At 37.1% G+C, this 15366-nt stretch carries 18 protein-coding genes; 9 read left to right on the top strand and 9 right to left on the bottom strand.

Annotated elements, in window-relative coordinates:
- The first annotated feature begins 4 nt into the window (after positions 1-4).
- Complete coding sequence (punR, locus tag CBE70_RS02875) at positions 5-907, top strand: DNA-binding transcriptional activator PunR (protein WP_088495752.1); 903 nt, start codon at positions 5-7, stop codon at positions 905-907.
- 26 nt (positions 908-933) lie between these two features.
- Here punR and purR read toward each other — a convergent pair whose 3' ends face one another.
- Positions 934-1959: an HTH-type transcriptional repressor PurR gene (purR, locus tag CBE70_RS02880; RefSeq protein ID WP_100158129.1), complete on the bottom strand. Its 1026-nt coding sequence runs from the start codon at positions 1957-1959 to the stop codon at positions 934-936.
- Positions 1960-2227: 268 nt separating this feature from the next.
- Between purR and cydH the strand changes: the two genes are divergently transcribed.
- On the top strand, positions 2228-2311 hold the full coding sequence (gene cydH, locus CBE70_RS18665; protein WP_102949514.1) for a cytochrome bd-I oxidase subunit CydH: 84 nt from the start codon (positions 2228-2230) through the stop codon (positions 2309-2311).
- A 137-nt stretch (positions 2312-2448) separates the two neighbouring features.
- Here cydH and sodB read toward each other — a convergent pair whose 3' ends face one another.
- On the bottom strand, positions 2449-3027 hold the full coding sequence (sodB, locus tag CBE70_RS02885; protein ID WP_072062546.1) for a superoxide dismutase [Fe]: 579 nt from the start codon (positions 3025-3027) through the stop codon (positions 2449-2451).
- Positions 3028-3311: 284 nt separating this feature from the next.
- Positions 3312-4127, bottom strand: a complete 816-nt coding sequence (locus CBE70_RS02890) for a sulfite exporter TauE/SafE family protein (protein WP_100158130.1) — start codon at positions 4125-4127, stop codon at positions 3312-3314.
- A gap of 450 nt (positions 4128-4577) precedes the next feature.
- On the opposite strand from CBE70_RS02890, the gene CBE70_RS02895 reads away from it, so the two are divergent.
- Positions 4578-4916, top strand: coding sequence for a Grx4 family monothiol glutaredoxin (locus tag CBE70_RS02895; RefSeq protein ID WP_100158131.1), 339 nt, complete (start codon positions 4578-4580; stop codon positions 4914-4916).
- Positions 4917-5038: 122 nt separating this feature from the next.
- Here the strand turns inward: CBE70_RS02895 and rnt are convergent, their stop codons facing one another.
- Complete coding sequence (gene rnt / locus CBE70_RS02900) at positions 5039-5677, bottom strand: ribonuclease T (RefSeq protein WP_100158132.1); 639 nt, start codon at positions 5675-5677, stop codon at positions 5039-5041.
- Between the two features lie 95 nt (positions 5678-5772).
- Positions 5773-6180: a lactoylglutathione lyase gene (gloA, locus tag CBE70_RS02905; protein WP_036937247.1), complete on the bottom strand. Its 408-nt coding sequence runs from the start codon at positions 6178-6180 to the stop codon at positions 5773-5775.
- Between the two features lie 184 nt (positions 6181-6364).
- Between gloA and CBE70_RS02910 the strand changes: the two genes are divergently transcribed.
- Complete coding sequence (locus CBE70_RS02910) at positions 6365-6604, top strand: DUF1289 domain-containing protein (RefSeq protein WP_100158133.1); 240 nt, start codon at positions 6365-6367, stop codon at positions 6602-6604.
- Positions 6605-7055: 451 nt separating this feature from the next.
- Positions 7056-7484: a transcriptional regulator SlyA gene (gene slyA / locus CBE70_RS02915; protein ID WP_100158134.1), complete on the top strand. Its 429-nt coding sequence runs from the start codon at positions 7056-7058 to the stop codon at positions 7482-7484.
- 311 nt (positions 7485-7795) lie between these two features.
- Here slyA and CBE70_RS02920 read toward each other — a convergent pair whose 3' ends face one another.
- Positions 7796-8263, bottom strand: a complete 468-nt coding sequence (locus CBE70_RS02920; RefSeq protein WP_023582334.1) for an outer membrane lipoprotein — start codon at positions 8261-8263, stop codon at positions 7796-7798.
- Positions 8264-8484: 221 nt separating this feature from the next.
- Here CBE70_RS02920 and anmK point away from each other — a divergent pair, with 221 nt between their 5' ends.
- The 4 genes from anmK (at position 8485) to pdxY (ending at position 12693) form a co-directional block, all read left to right on the top strand.
- Positions 8485-9597: an anhydro-N-acetylmuramic acid kinase gene (anmK, locus tag CBE70_RS02925; protein WP_100158135.1), complete on the top strand. Its 1113-nt coding sequence runs from the start codon at positions 8485-8487 to the stop codon at positions 9595-9597.
- Between the two features lie 43 nt (positions 9598-9640).
- Positions 9641-10294, top strand: coding sequence for a pyridoxamine 5'-phosphate oxidase (gene pdxH, locus CBE70_RS02930; protein ID WP_069369294.1), 654 nt, complete (start codon positions 9641-9643; stop codon positions 10292-10294).
- Positions 10295-10426: 132 nt separating this feature from the next.
- Positions 10427-11701: a tyrosine--tRNA ligase gene (gene tyrS / locus CBE70_RS02935; protein ID WP_100158136.1), complete on the top strand. Its 1275-nt coding sequence runs from the start codon at positions 10427-10429 to the stop codon at positions 11699-11701.
- Between the two features lie 122 nt (positions 11702-11823).
- Positions 11824-12693 carry a pyridoxal kinase PdxY gene (gene pdxY, locus CBE70_RS02940; protein ID WP_100158137.1) on the top strand — a complete coding sequence of 290 codons (870 nt, stop codon included), beginning with the start codon at positions 11824-11826 and terminating at the stop codon, positions 12691-12693.
- A gap of 89 nt (positions 12694-12782) precedes the next feature.
- Here pdxY and gstA read toward each other — a convergent pair whose 3' ends face one another.
- The 3 genes from gstA to fabI all read right to left on the bottom strand — a co-directional run bounded on the left by gstA (position 12783) and on the right by fabI (position 15337).
- On the bottom strand, positions 12783-13394 hold the full coding sequence (gstA, locus tag CBE70_RS02945; protein ID WP_100158138.1) for a glutathione transferase GstA: 612 nt from the start codon (positions 13392-13394) through the stop codon (positions 12783-12785).
- Positions 13395-13600: 206 nt separating this feature from the next.
- Complete coding sequence (locus tag CBE70_RS02950; RefSeq protein WP_100158139.1) at positions 13601-14308, bottom strand: DUF3592 domain-containing protein; 708 nt, start codon at positions 14306-14308, stop codon at positions 13601-13603.
- A gap of 240 nt (positions 14309-14548) precedes the next feature.
- Entirely contained in the window at positions 14549-15337 is a 789-nt protein-coding gene (fabI, locus tag CBE70_RS02955; protein ID WP_006537026.1) for an enoyl-ACP reductase FabI, read from the bottom strand.
- Between the last annotated feature and the right edge of the window lie 29 nt (positions 15338-15366).

Below are 15366 nucleotides of genomic sequence, written 5' to 3' on the forward strand. Positions count from 1 at the left end.
CTCTATGTGGTCAGAATACTCTTTAGAAGTTGTTGATGCAGTTGCAAGAACAGGAAGTTTTAGCTCCGCTGCTCAAGAATTGCACAGAGTGCCATCCGCCGTTAGTTACACTGTTCGGCAATTAGAGGAATGGCTCGCCGTTCCTTTGTTTGAGCGCCGTCACCGTGATGTAGAATTAACCGATGCAGGTAAAATTTTCATCAAAGAAGCCCGATCTGTTATCAAAAAAATGAATGACACTCGACATCTTTGTCAACAAGTTTCTAATGGGTGGCGCGGTCAATTTAGTATAGCAGTTGATGGCATTGTTAAACCTGAAAGAACACAACAACTTATTCTCGATTTCTACCGCCATTTTCCTGATATTGAACTGTATGTCTACCCTGAAGTGTTTAATGGCGTATGGGACTCCTTAGTTAATGGTCGTGTTGACTTAGCAATTGGTGCAACAAGGGCCTCACCAATTGGTGAACGTTATAGTTTTAGAGATATGGGATTTATGCCTTGGCGTTGTGTTTGTCATGTTGATCACCCTTTAGCAAAAGCACAACATCCATTAACGGATGATGAAATGCGGCCTTATCCAAGTTTATGCTTAGAAGATACCTCACGCAGTTTACCAAAGCGTGACACTTGGGCGCTAAATAATCAGCGTAGAATGGTTGTTCCGACATGGGATATGGGGCTTGAATGCTTATTAGCGGGATTATGTGTAGGAATGGTGCCTTGGCACCGTGCTGAACCTTTAATTGAACAAGGCAAGCTGGTTACTTTACAACTGGCACAACCATTGCCAGACAGCCCTTGCTGCCTGACGTGGGTCGATAAAAGTGAATCTCCCGCTTTGACATGGTTGTTAGATTATCTTGGAGATAGCCAAACCTTAAATGAGGAATGGCTTCGCTAGAAATCAAATAGCTGAATAAATCTGAATTAACGACGGTAGTCAATAAAAGGACCGTCAGCAACTGAACGGCGCTCAACTAATCGTGGATGAACTTCGATTGTTTGGGCGTCTTCGCGTTTATTGACGATGCGATCAAGCAACATTGATAATGCCATCTGACCTAAACGTTCTTTTGGCTGGTGGACTGTCGTTAGTGCAGGTGTAAAATAACGTGCATTACGAATATTGTCGTAACCCACAATAGAAATATCTAAAGGAACACGCAGACCAAGTTCATCAGCAGCACAAATTGCGCCCATCGCCATCACATCACCACCACAAAAAACAGCAGTAGGGCGATGTTTTTGATTTAGCATTTGGTACATGGCTTTATAACCAGATTCTGGCTCAAAATCGCCTTGTACAATCCAATCATCTTTTACTGTGATTTTTGCTTCTTCCATGGCTTTTAAGAAACCTTGTAAGCGGCCACCACCTGTATTGCGTTCTAATGGGCCTGGGATAATACCAATATCACGATGACCACGCTCAATAAGGTAACGCCCCGCAATATAACCACCATGGAAAGCGTTATCGATAATGGTATCTGTAAAGTCACCACGCGCTTTGCCCCAATCCATGACAACCATTGGAATATTACGATAGCCCTCTAAAAGAGTAAGAAGGTGATCGGGATATTCAGAACACATGACTAATAATCCATCAACACGTTTTTGTGCCAGCATCGCTAAATAGGCTTTTTGTTTATCGAGGTTATTATGTGAATTACATAAAATCAGTGTGTAGCCTTTGCTATAACAACTATTTTCAACAGCTTCAATCACTTCAGCAAAGTAAGGAGCTTCACTGGACGTGGCTAACAGGCCAATAGATTTTGTGTGATTGACTTTTAAACTACGCGCAACGGCACTAGGCGAATAATTTAATTCTTTTATAGCGGCCCAAACTGCTGCCCGTGTGTTCTCAGCAACAAAACGTGTTTTGTTGATCACATGAGAAACAGTCGTGGTTGATACGCCTGCGCGTTTTGCCACGTCTTTTATTGTTGCCATGGTGTGGAAAACTCCTGACCTTCATTGGTCTCTTTTATCTAATTTTATGGTTTAACTGCCAGTATAGTCATACATAGGGCAAACACTGGCAATAATTTAGCGATTAGCTGTGAATTTTGTATGATCTAGCTCAAAAGTGAAAGTATTAATCAATGTTATAAATTGTGCACTGGTCGCTATTTTAGCAAATTTTGATATGTGATAATAATTAACCATGACAAGGTTATGGTTAAAAGTGTGTATTATAATCATTTTGAGGGAGAAATAGATGGATACGGATCTGAAATTTGGTTTGAGTACAGCAGTAGCAGCGCTTGTTATGATTGTTCTATTTTCGACTATGATGTTCTAATCACTGCTTTATAGAATATCCGATCAATTTAAATAATAGATTATCGAATATCTGAATATAACAAAGGGCTCAAGGCCCTTTGTTATTTTGTCACCAAAAATGAATCTCAATCACTCACCTTTGATTATAAAGCTCAATTAAGCAAGGTTAGCTTCAACAAATGACCAGTTAACCAATGCCCAGAACTCTTCTAAATATTTAACGCGCGCATTGCGGTAGTCGATATAGTAAGCATGTTCCCATACGTCTACTGTTAACAGTGGTTTGTCTGCACCTGAAACTGGAGTTGCAGCATTAGACGTGTTAACAATTGCAACTGAACCGTCAGCTTTTTTAACTAACCAAGTCCAACCTGAACCGAAGTTTTTAGCTGCCGCGTCATTAAATTGCTTTTTGAACTCTTCAAAAGAGCCAAATGCTTTGTTGATAGCATCAGCAATTTTACCTGTTGGCGCGCCACCTGCATTTGGTGCTAAGCAGTTCCAGTAGAAAGTGTGATTCCATACTTGAGCTGCATTATTAAAGATGCCACCATCAGTAGATTTGATGATTTCTTCTAAGGATTTGCTTTCTAAATCAGTACCTTTAACCAGATTGTTTAAATTGGTTACATAGGTTTGGTGGTGTTTGCCGTAGTGATATTCTAAAGTTTCTTTAGAGATGTGTGGCTCAAGAGCATCTAACGCATAAGGTAATTTTGGTAATTCGAAAGACATTGCGTACTCCTTTAAACTATCTATTTCGGGTTTTGTGCCTGAAATCATTCCATCAAAATCATTTGAATTGATAGAATGAGGCAAATGAATCACTAAGTTGTTACTATTTTGCTAATTATTTTAACAAAAATCTGCTGAAATAACAGCTAAATATCTTTTATCTATAGTTATAAGCCATATAGATTAATTATACTCATAAGAGTATATCCCACAGAGCAACTCGTAAAGCAGTAAAATATTGACTTTAATTAGAGCCTATATCCTCTGATTGTTGCATTTTTTGCTTACTCCATCACCAGTGTATACATCATTTTTATTACGACTAAGAATAGGAATAATGCAAATATTTGGCGAACTCTCGGAATAGGTAGGCGATAAGCAACTTTTACCCCGACAGGAGCGAAGAGAATGCTGGTAATGCTTATTCCAATAAAGGCAGGTAAATAGATAAAACCGAAGTAATAGTCATCAATATTTGTTTGATCCCAACCATAGATAATACCCATTATGGTGCCCATGGAAGCGATAATGACACCAATCATTGAAGAGGTTGCAATACATTTACGTGTATTAAATCCCCAATGACTCAAAAGAGGAATGGTGATCGTTCCACCAGCAATACCGATAAAGCTGGATATAAAGCCAATTAAAGAGCCACCACTTGTTAATGCTGGTTTGGAAACAACAGGATCTTTCACGTTTTCAATGCGTTCTGCTTCTTTCTTTTTAGTTAATAATCCATAGATGGTATATACCATGAAAATACAGAACACGATTTGTAATATCGTGTTTGACATTTTTTGTACCAGAAATGTCCCAACAAGCATACCAATGATCGTGCCAATAGATAATAGAGGGAATTGCTGCCATAAAATGGCTTTATGTTTGTTATGGGAATACGCTGAAGATGCCGTGGAGAATATAATGACAGAGAACGAGGTAGATAGGGCTATTTTCATCACCATATCTGTTGGAATGGCTTGTTGGCTCACTACATACATAACTACCGGAACAATGATTGCACCGCCCCCTATACCAAGTAACCCAGCAAAAAAGCCAGTGATGCATCCCACTAAAAGAAACAGCAAAATCATGTCCATAGTTAATACTCATCAAGGTTTATAACAAACCCATTTATATACATTATATCCTTTTAATAAAGTAGCGTTTTATCTTAATGTATAGATTATGAAATTTAATGTATTGATTTTGATATGAAAGTTATTTTTTTCTTCTAACTTCTTTAATATAAAGGATATCGAGCTAATTTTAGTCATAGAAAAACACCCTAAAGCTGGTGTCTAACTTTTGGAGTGCAGTTCAGGTGAAATAATAAGATAAAAAGTGCTCATAAACATCTGTAACGTATTGATTTATTTTTTTATGTTTTATTGTGTATTTTCTCTCAATGATCTCGTAATTTAATGCCAACGTATTGTTTTATATTGAGAACTAAACTTATATAGAGGTTTCTAATATAAAGTGGTATTCTTCTTCCATGTTTTCTCCTATAAAGCATATCGAATATAAAAGGCTGTAAGGACTTACAAATGACGACTATTGAAAAAATTGAACGCCAGATCAATGAAAACCCAATTATTTTATACATGAAAGGTTCACCAAAATTACCAAGTTGTGGTTTTTCTGCTCAGGCAGTTCAAGCTATCTCTGCTTGTGGTGAGCGTTTTGCGTATGTTGATATCTTGCAAAACCCAGATATTCGTGCAGAATTACCAAAATATGCACACTGGCCAACCTTCCCACAATTATGGGTAGATGGTGAATTAGTCGGTGGATGTGACATTATTTTAGAAATGTATCAGCGCGGTGAGTTACAGAAGTTATTAAAAGAGACCGCTGATAAATATCGTGGTGAAGAAGCACAATAATTAATTTTTATTGTTTCGGTATTGAAACGCATAAAAATAATGAGATCTTCGATAAAAAAGCCAGTTCATCATTGAACTGGCTTTTTTCTGCTATTCATAAATGTATCAGCGAAATCATAGCTTCAAGGTGTAGGTAATGGCCATCCACCCAATTTTTTCCAACGGTTAACTAACTCACAAAAAAGTAATGATGTGCGATTAGTATCGTATAACGCACCATGCGCTAATTTGCTATCAAAGGGAATGCCAGCAGTAATGCAGGCTTTAGCCAAAATTGTCTGCCCTAATACCAATCCACTTAAAGCCGCTGTATCAAAGGTGGCGAAAGGGTGAAAAGGATTACGTTTTAATCCAGCACGTTCAGCAGCAGCCATTACAAAGCTGTGATCAAAATTTGCATTATGAGCGACAATAATAGCGCGATTACAATCTGCATCTTTCATTCCTTTGCGTACCATTTTAAAAATGGCATGAAAGGCTTCATATTCACTGACTGCGCCACGTAAAGGATTGGTTGGATCAATACCTGTAAATTCTAAGGCTGCCGGCTCTAAATTAGCCCCTTCAAAGGGATCAACATGAAAATGTAATGTGTTATCAGGTTTTAGCCAACCTTGCTCATCCATTTTGAGTGTAATGGCGGCGATTTCAAGTAAACCGTCTGTTTTCGCATTAAATCCACCTGTTTCAACATCAATGACAACAGGGTAGTAACCCCGAAAACGGTTACAAAGCTTATTGGGATTATTTATATCAGGCATTAAGTTGTACTTATCCGATAAAAATAGAATATCGGAAATTGATAATCAGTAAGGCCAGAAAGATACACATGTTATCTTTCTGGTTTTAATAAAAATTAGTTACCTAGAGCGTGACTTGCACTTTTGTTTTCGATGAGCTCAATTTTATATCCATCAGGATCTTCAACAAAAGCAATAATTGTTGAGCCACCTTTTACTGGACCTGCATCACGGGTAACGTTACCGCCAGCTTGGCGAATGGCTTCACAGGTTGCAGCAACATCATCAACACCTAATGCCACATGCCCAAAAGCGGTTCCCATTTCGTAGCTGTTTACACCCCAGTTATAGGTTAATTCGATAACCGCACCAGTGCTTTCATCACCATAACCAACAAAAGCTAACGAGTATTTATATTCCTCATTCTCGCTAGTGCGTAGAAGTTGCATACCTAAAACCTTGGTATAAAAGTCGATAGAACGTTGTAAATCGCCCACACGGATCATGGTATGAAGTACTCGCATATAAACCTCTTGTGTTTTTTAATGATTAAACCCTACAGTTAAACTGATGGCAGAGTACTATAACGCGTTAAAGCCCTAAAGTTCAATTTTACTGCGCCTTTAACAGTTCAATAATTCATGTTGTGCAGATAATATCTCTATTAACTATACTCTATTGTAACAAACAATAGGGAGGGAAAATCAAATGCAAGAACAATTAGAATTTTTTGATATTCCTAGTCCTTGTATTGGGCGTTGTGAAATGAATGCGCAAGGATATTGCGTTGGGTGCTATCGCAGTCGCCAAGAGCGGTTTAATTGGTCAATAATGAGTCAACAAGAGAAAAGAAATATATTACGACTTTGTCAGCAACGTTATTTAAGAGCATTAAAAAAATCGGGTTCTTCAATTGAAAAAGAGAATGACCAACTCAATTTATTTTAAATGTGCTACTTATTTTTTAATATTAAAATAATAATTAACTATCTTTTTAATTCATTATTGTTATTTATTGTAGTCATGTCGTTTATTATTTTTTCTTTATTAATATAAAGTTATAACTTTATATGTGTTACCACTCTATTTTATTTGTAATCAATTGATAAAAATGATTTTTTTCTTGACTTTAGTGTTGATTTTAAAATAATAATAATTATTATGTAAAAAAATATAGATTAGTTTTTATAACAAGGTTATTCTTTATGAACTTTCGTTGATAGAAAGAAATGCTTTAATTATATCTGGAAAATAATTACTTATCTAATAAATGGGATTATAACTATATTAGTTATTAAAGGTAATGTTTTAATTAAAAAGAATAGGTAAATATTGTATTAAAAATGAATATCTAAACTTTGTAATAAGTTGACTGAAAATGCTAATTAAGGAGAGATAAGTGGAATCAACATTAGGAGCTGATTTAGCGCGTTTAGTTCGATTATGGCGTGCTTTAATTGATCATCGTCTCAAACCATTAAAATTAACCCAAACCCACTGGGTTACTTTGTACAATATCAGCCAATTACCTCCAGAGCAGTCACAAATCCAATTGGCAAAAGCAATAGGAATCGAGCAACCATCTTTAGTGAGAACCTTAGATCAACTGGAAGAAAAAAAACTGATATGTCGGCATACATGTGCAAATGATCGTAGAGCAAAACGTATAAAATTAACAAAAGAATCTGAGCCTTTTATTAATGAGGTTTATGCTGTTATAGAAAAAACAAGAAAAGAAATATTAGGTGGCATCCAACTAGACGAAATCGAAAGGTTAATAGGTACAATTCAAAAATTAGAAAAAAATATAAATAGGTTAAATGACTAATAATTTCAAATTTAATATATATTCTATTTAAATAATATTAATGACATGATGATAACTATACTCTAAATAATTCAATGTTCAGCTAGATAACAAGTGAATGAGTCACTAGGGATATATAAAATATATAACTGGTGCGAGTAAACGATATCAACAACACTGAAATTTTGAATGTGGCGAGTATATAACAAAAATCATTATATAGTCCTAAATTTAATAATTAGATTATATATTCGCTTTCTCTTTAGGTTACTTATTATTGAGTCATAAAATAAAACAGGCAACTTTAATGTTGCCTGTTTTTTTGTTGCTAATTAGCGAGGAGAAACAGTTAAGTTATTTCCATTACCAATAACTGCAACACGTTGACCTTGACTATAAACAGTATTATCTGCTTTTTGAACGATAGCGACAGTTTTACCACTATCTAAACGAACTTCAATTTGAACACCTTTAGTCGTATTTAAAGCACCTTGTGCTTGTTGTCCTGCCATACCACCGGCAATTGCACCCGCTGCTGTTGCAAGGTTACGACCAGTACCACCACCCACCGTGTTACCTAACATACCGCCGAGAACAGCACCACCGATAGCGCCTAAAATATTCTCATCGCTACCTGCTTGAATATTCACTGCACGCACAGAAACCACTGTACCATAAGTAATATTTTGAGCTTGTTTTGCTTGGCTTGCGGTGTAAGTGTCACCAGATAGTGAATTTGTATTCACACAACCAGTAAGTACAGTCATTGTGAAAAGACCAATAAGTAAATGCTTAAACATAGTCACTCCTAAAGAAAACCTGAGGTAAATTGCCCAGATTATACCAATGTTATCTAGTATCAGTTATAGCTCGTTTTTTGCGTATGTCGACACTGATTTTAATAATATATAGCTTACTATATAGTAAAGGCCGATAGTAAAAACAGAAGAGATTTCTGAAAAAAGAGAATATAACATTATATGTTAAAAATTTGCATCATCTTGATTATAAGGAAAAGAACATGATAGCAGGGCGGTACATTGGCGTGATGTCTGGCACAAGCTTAGATGGTGTTGATGTTGTATTAGCTGCAATCAATAATAAGTTCGTTGCACAACAAGAAAATCACTTTCTGCCTTATCCACAAAATCTACGCCAACGAATTTTAGCTGTTTGCCAAGGGCAATCTACTACCTTGCATGAAATCGGCCTATTAGATGCCCAATTGGGTGAACTTTATGCGCAAGCAATTATAGAGTTACTTGCAAAAGTAAAACTTAGCGCGAGCGATATCACGGCGATAGGGTGTCATGGGCAAACCGTTTGGCATGAACCAGAAAGTGATATGCCATTTACTATGCAAATTGGCGACAATAACCGTGTTGCTGCACTAACAGGAATTACGACGGTTGGTGATTTTCGTCGCAGAGATATTGCTTATGGCGGACAAGGCGCACCTTTAGTACCCGCTTTTCATCTTGCCGTGTTAGGACACTCTATTGAAAAACGGATTATTTTAAATATTGGTGGTATTGCCAATATCTCATTGTTATTACCCGGTATTGCAGTTAAAGGCTACGATACGGGGCCAGGAAATATGCTATTAGATAGCTGGAATTGGATCCATAATCAAACACCCTATGATGATAATGGCAAATGGGCCGCTACCGGTACTGTAAACCCAATTTTATTGAAAGATATGCTTTCAGATCCTTACTTTTCGCGTTCAGCACCTAAAAGTACAGGGAGAGAATATTTCAATACACAATGGTTAAATTACCATTTAGCAAGAGTACCTAATGTTTTTCCTGAAGATGTACAAGCAACTCTAGTTGAATTAACCGCGATAAGTATTGTGCAACAGATCCAATTAAACGGTGGATGTGAACGTTTACTCGTTTGTGGTGGTGGGGCGCGAAATGGGCAAATTATGCATCGTTTAGCTTCATTATTACCGGGTACAGAAGTCGCAACAACGGATAAATATGGTTTAAGTGGCGATGATATGGAAGCGTTGGCATTTGCTTGGTTAGCCGCGCGTACTATTGCAAATGAATCAGGGAATTTGCCTTCTGTAACAGGGGCATCAAGAGAAACCGTTTTAGGGGCGATTTACCCTACAAATCCTCGTTAAGCGTGATATGCTGAACGCAGTTTCTCAAAAGAGAGAGTGAAAAATGACAGAACTTGATTTTATTGATGTTGCAGATTTACGCCGCGAATATATGAACGGTGGACTACGACGTCATGAATTAACTGAACAGCCATTAGTTTTATTTGAAAAGTGGCTAAAACAGGCTTGTGAAGCGCGTTTGAGTGATCCTACTGCCATGTGTGTTGCAACTGTTGATGAAAATGGGCAGCCTTACCAACGCATCGTATTATTAAAACATTTCGATGAACATGGCTTAGTCTTTTACACCAACTTGGGCAGTCGCAAGGCGAGTCATTTAGAACACAATCAACGAGTTAGCTTATTATTCCCGTGGTATCCCTTAGAAAGGCAAGTTTGTTTTTTAGGAAAAGCTGAAAAACTTTCTCCTATTGAAGTCATTAAATATTTCCATAGTCGCCCTAAAGATAGCCAAATTGCAGCATGGGCTTCCCAACAGTCTTCTCGCATTTCCGCAAGAGGCGTGTTAGAAAGCAAGTTTCTAGAATTAAAACAGAAATTCCAAAATGGAGAAGTGCCATTACCGAGTTTCTGGGGTGGATATCGTGTAACATTTGATTCTGTTGAATTTTGGCAAGGACGAGAAAATCGTCTACACGATCGCTTTATCTACCAAAAATCACCACAAGGATGGGACATTGAGCGATTAGCACCTTAATAGAGTGTTAATAAATTTGCTTCAAAAAGTCTTTTTCTACTGGTACTTAATGTAGTGGCGCTTTATGCTATACCACTTGTGTTTCACTTATATTTTAAATAGACAAAAAACAATAAACCGATGGAGTCATTGATGTCTAGCAAGAACCTAATCACACAATTGCAGGAGCGTGGGCTAATTGCTCAGGTCACGGACGAGGCAGCTTTAGTAGAGCGTTTGGAGCAAGGTCCTATCGCTCTCTATTGTGGCTTCGATCCTACCGCTGATAGCCTGCACTTGGGGCATTTGGTTCCTTTGCTGTGTTTAAAACGATTCCAACTAGCCGGGCATAAGCCTGTGGCGTTGGTGGGTGGTGCAACGGGTCTAATTGGTGATCCTAGTTTTAAAGCCACCGAGCGCAAACTGAATACCCAAGATACTGTTCACGAATGGGTAGAAAAAATTCGTAAACAAGTGTCACCTTTCTTAGATTTCAACAGTGGTGAAAACAGTGCGGAATTAGCAAACAACTATGACTGGTTCGGTCAAATGGATGTGCTAACATTCCTGCGTGATATCGGTAAACACTTCTCTGTGAACCAAATGATCAACAAAGAAGCGGTTAAACAACGTTTAAACCGTGACGATGTGGGTATCTCTTTTACTGAATTCGCCTATAACCTCTTGCAAGCTTATGACTTTGCGTCATTAAATACGCATTTAGGTGTTGAATTACAAATCGGTGGCTCTGATCAGTGGGGTAATATCACTTCAGGTATCGATTTAACCCGTCGTTTCAATCAGAAACAAGTATTTGGTATGACTGTACCATTAATTACTAAATCTGATGGAACTAAATTCGGTAAGACAGAAGGTGGTGCGGTTTGGTTAGATCCTAAGAAAACAAGCCCATACAAATTCTATCAGTTCTGGATCAATACAGCAGATGCTGACGTTTATCGCTTCTTAAAATTCTTCACATTTATGAGCATTGAAGAAATTAATGCACTTGAAGAAGAAGACAAAAATAGCGGTCAAGCGCCTCGTGCTCAACGTGTATTAGCCGAACTCGTTACTGGTTTAGTTCACGGTGAAGAAGGTTTAATCGCCGCTAAACGTATTACAGAAAGCTTATTCTCTGGTGCAATTGCAGACTTAACACAAGCTGACCTTGAACAATTAGCACAAGATGGTATGCCAACAATTGAGTTAGAAAAAGGCAGTGATTTGCAACAAGCGCTGGTTAACGCAGAATTAGTTCCTTCTCGCGGTCAGGCTCGTACAATGATTGGCTCTAACGCAGTTTCAATTAATGGCGAAAAACAAGACAATCCTGAATACGTCTTTGAAGGAAAAGATTTCTTATTTGGTCATTATTCTATTTTGCGTCGTGGTAAAAAACATTACTGCCTCGTTATCTGGAAATAATTGACAGTAAAGGGCAGCCGGTGAGTTGCCCTTTTTCTTAATAACAATAAATAAACGTATATACCTCGCCTATGATGATAAAGCTTGGGTGTTGTGTGTATTCACAATAATCGGTTTATGTCATGAAAAATATACTCTCTATTCAGTCACATGTTGTGTTCGGTCATGCAGGCAACAGCGCCTCTGAGTTTCCAATGCGTCGTATGGGGGTAAATGTTTGGCCTCTAAATACAGTGCAATTTTCAAATCACACACAATATCCAGAAAAGTGGACTGGCTGCGTTATGTCAGCAGAACATATTACTGAGATTGTTGATGGTATTGCCGCAATCGGTAAACTTTCACAATGTGATGCAGTACTAAGTGGTTATTTGGGATCGGCTGAACAAGGTTTACGCATTGTTGATATCGTTAAAAAAGTAAAACAAGCGAATCCTAACGCATGGTATTTTTGTGATCCAGTAATGGGACATCCTGAAAAAGGGTGTATTGTTCCTCCTGCTGTTTCAGGCGTACTGTGTGAAGATGCGTTACCTATTAGTGATATCATTGCACCCAATTTATTAGAGCTTGAAACATTAAGTGGTGGCAAAGCCCTTCATAATGTTGATGAGTGTGTAAATGCTGCCCGTGAATTGTGTAAACAAGGTCCAAAGGTTGTATTAGTAAAACACTTATCACGCGCTGGATATCGTCATGATCGCTTTGAAATGCTGTTAGTAACCGCAGAACATAGTTGGCATGTTAGTCGTCCATTAGTTGATTTTGGTGAGCGTCAACCTGTAGGGGTTGGTGATTTAACAAGTGGTTTAATGCTGGTGGATTTACTTAAAGGTGTTGAATTACAAACCGCATTAGAACACGTTGCCGCGGCAGTTTATGAAGTGATGCTAAAAACGAAAGAGATGAATGAGTACGAACTGCAACTCGTTGCTGCTCAAGATCAAATGGTGCATCCAACACACAGATTCTGCGCAACACAGATAGATTAAACCCTACAATTCTTAAGAAAAAAAAGCGGATATGAATATTATGTCCGCTTTTTTTATTGTATTAAGTTTATTTTTTATTGCGTTTTAACTTACTCTTTAATTAACCCTTCAGTGACCAGTGCGCTATGCACATTAGGTCGTTGTGCAATGCGTTTTAGGTAGTTTTGTAGGTGTGTTAAATCAGTTAAATCTAAACCGACATGCGGTGCCCATTGGCTTAATGTAAATAAGTAGGCATCAATAACCGTAAAATGCTCACCACATGCACATTTTTGTTTGCTCAATACATCATTAATATAAACGAATTTACTTTTTAATTTAGTTTTAACAACGGGTACATAGCTTTCAGGTGTATCTGGTGAAAATAGAGGGCCATAGCCTTTATGCACTTCACTTGCAAGAAAGTTTAACCACTCAATTTGATGATAACGTTCTAGCGATTTTGGTGGTGCAATTAAATTTCTATCAGGTTTTAAATCAGCAAGGTATTGAACAATTGCGACACCTTCAGTCAAAATATCACCATTATCTAATTGAAGAACAGGGACTTGGCCTTTTGGATTGATGGTTAGAAAATCTTTCCCCGATTCTGTTTTCTTAGCACGTAAGTCGATGCGCTCTATTGAGAAGTCTAAACCGGTTTCACGTAAAACGATATGAGGGGAAAGCGAGCAACTACCTGGCGTGTAGTACAATTTCATATTGAATAGCTCCCTATCAATGAGGTGGTGAATTAACTTATAGATATCAGAATATCTTCACTAATATAAGATGATAAGAGGTTTTAAGAAATTAGCAAACTCAAATGGTGCGGAATAAAAAGGCTTTTGTAAATTTGTGAACAAGGCGGTTAATTGATGAAAATAAATAAAAAACACTCCTTATATTTATAACATATAAGGAGTGTTTAATTATTTTCCTCAAATGAAGGTAAAAATGAAATATCAAGGTAATAAATTTTGGGATCTTTTTTATCAACATAGACTGTAACAAATTCTCTCTTAATATAAGGTGTAGGATCAAAGAGAATATAACCACTTTTATAACGAATTAATCGATTGTTTAATGTATCATGATAATCAGCAATAATTTGATAGGGAGAACGATGATTAAAACGAATATTACTATTAATAATAATTTCGGATATCTTTACATTGATCGGCATTCCATCACGTTTTAATCGTTGATCTCTTGTAGCTCTTCTTCTGATAAAATACAAAGGGATAAGCCCTGTTGATGCAAATACTAACCCCAAAATACTTAATATAGTACCCGCACCATATAAGCCTAAAAAATTGTTTATTGTTGCTCTTTGTGGATCATTTGGAAGATAAATAACGTTAATCTTTTCACCAAGATAAAAACGGGATTGATTACCACCTTCTGGTGAGCGAAACGTTATTTCTTGATTATCTTCTGTGTTGAATTGAATAATAGGATGATAAAAGTAGCTACCATTAGAAGATTTACTCACACTTTGGTCGATAACAACGCCTGTTGTTTCTACTCCATTTCTAACTACATTTAATTCAGATTTAATAACAAATAAAGCCACAACAAAAATAATTGCACCAATAAGAGCAAAAATATAAAACAGAAATCTAAATTTCTTCATACATTAAGTCCTTTTATTAATATGTAATTATTTTATCGCTAATATAAAGAAAAGATTATAGGAATAAGCTAAAAAACAAAAGTGAAATTTATCTAACGAAACATAATATTAAAAATGAAGAAAAAAGGAGATGTTAGATAAAAACTCGATAGCTAATAGAGTTAAGAGTAAAAACAGTAGGTGACATAAAAAAGCCAGCCTTAACAGTAAGACTGGCTTCTATTATTTATAGAACAGGAATTATTTTAGTTCTAATTCATTCATTGCAGCGATGCTGAAACCACCATCTACGTGAACGATTTCACCTGTGATACCGCCAGATAAATCAGAGCATAAGAATGCGGCTGTATTACCTACATCTTCGGTTGTTACAGTACGACGCAGAGGAGTTACTGATTCGCAATGGCTTAACATTTTACGGAAATCTTTGATACCAGATGCCGCTAATGTACGGATTGGGCCAGCAGAGATACCGTTAACGCGAATACCTTCAGGACCCATAGCATTTGCCATATAACGAACGTTAGCTTCTAAAGAGGCTTTCGCCAGACCCATAACGTTATAGTTAGGGATTGCACGTTCAGCACCTAAATAAGTCAGAGTTAATAGAGCTGAATTTGGATTTAGCATTTCACGGCTTGCTTTCGCCATAGCAACGAAGCTGTATGCACTGATGTCGTGAGCAATTTTAAAACCTTCACGAGTTACTGCATTAACGTAGTCGCCATCTAATTGGTCAGCAGGCGCAAAACCGATAGAGTGAACAAAGCCATCGTATTTTGGCCAAACTTTTGCAAGTTCTGCGTACATGGTATCGATGCTTTCGTCTTTTGACACATCACACTCTAATACGATATTTGAGTCTAATGATGCTGCAAATTCTTCAACGCGTGGTTTCAGTTTTTCATTTTGGTAAGTAAATGCAAGTTCTGCACCTTGGTCACGCATAGCTTTGGCAATACCATAAGCAATTGATAATTTACTAGCAACACCAGTAATAAGAATGCGTTTGCCGGTCATAAAGCCCATAGCTGTATCCTTGTTTTTTCGTAAATCGC

The organism is Proteus columbae (assembly GCF_002777965.1).
Lineage (GTDB): Bacteria > Pseudomonadota > Gammaproteobacteria > Enterobacterales > Enterobacteriaceae > Proteus > Proteus columbae.

Bases quoted from the DNA above. Each gene is read 5' to 3' on its own strand.
- punR (WP_088495752.1), top strand. From the start codon at position 5: ATGTGGTCAGAATACTCTTTAGAAGTTGTTGATGCAGTTGCAAGAACA.
- purR (WP_100158129.1), bottom strand. From the start codon at position 1,959: ATGGCAACAATAAAAGACGTGGCAAAACGCGCAGGCGTATCAACCACG.
- cydH (WP_102949514.1), top strand. From the start codon at position 2,228: ATGGATACGGATCTGAAATTTGGTTTGAGTACAGCAGTAGCAGCGCTT.
- sodB (WP_072062546.1), bottom strand. From the start codon at position 3,027: ATGTCTTTCGAATTACCAAAATTACCTTATGCGTTAGATGCTCTTGAG.
- CBE70_RS02890 (WP_100158130.1), bottom strand. From the start codon at position 4,127: ATGGACATGATTTTGCTGTTTCTTTTAGTGGGATGCATCACTGGCTTT.
- CBE70_RS02895 (WP_100158131.1), top strand. From the start codon at position 4,578: ATGACGACTATTGAAAAAATTGAACGCCAGATCAATGAAAACCCAATT.
- rnt (WP_100158132.1), bottom strand. From the start codon at position 5,677: ATGCCTGATATAAATAATCCCAATAAGCTTTGTAACCGTTTTCGGGGT.
- gloA (WP_036937247.1), bottom strand. From the start codon at position 6,180: ATGCGAGTACTTCATACCATGATCCGTGTGGGCGATTTACAACGTTCT.
- CBE70_RS02910 (WP_100158133.1), top strand. From the start codon at position 6,365: ATGCAAGAACAATTAGAATTTTTTGATATTCCTAGTCCTTGTATTGGG.
- CBE70_RS02920 (WP_023582334.1), bottom strand. From the start codon at position 8,263: ATGTTTAAGCATTTACTTATTGGTCTTTTCACAATGACTGTACTTACT.
- anmK (WP_100158135.1), top strand. From the start codon at position 8,485: ATGATAGCAGGGCGGTACATTGGCGTGATGTCTGGCACAAGCTTAGAT.
- pdxH (WP_069369294.1), top strand. From the start codon at position 9,641: ATGACAGAACTTGATTTTATTGATGTTGCAGATTTACGCCGCGAATAT.
- tyrS (WP_100158136.1), top strand. From the start codon at position 10,427: ATGTCTAGCAAGAACCTAATCACACAATTGCAGGAGCGTGGGCTAATT.
- pdxY (WP_100158137.1), top strand. From the start codon at position 11,824: ATGAAAAATATACTCTCTATTCAGTCACATGTTGTGTTCGGTCATGCA.
- gstA (WP_100158138.1), bottom strand. From the start codon at position 13,394: ATGAAATTGTACTACACGCCAGGTAGTTGCTCGCTTTCCCCTCATATC.
- CBE70_RS02950 (WP_100158139.1), bottom strand. From the start codon at position 14,308: ATGAAGAAATTTAGATTTCTGTTTTATATTTTTGCTCTTATTGGTGCA.
- fabI (WP_006537026.1), bottom strand. From the start codon at position 15,337: ATGGGCTTTATGACCGGCAAACGCATTCTTATTACTGGTGTTGCTAGT.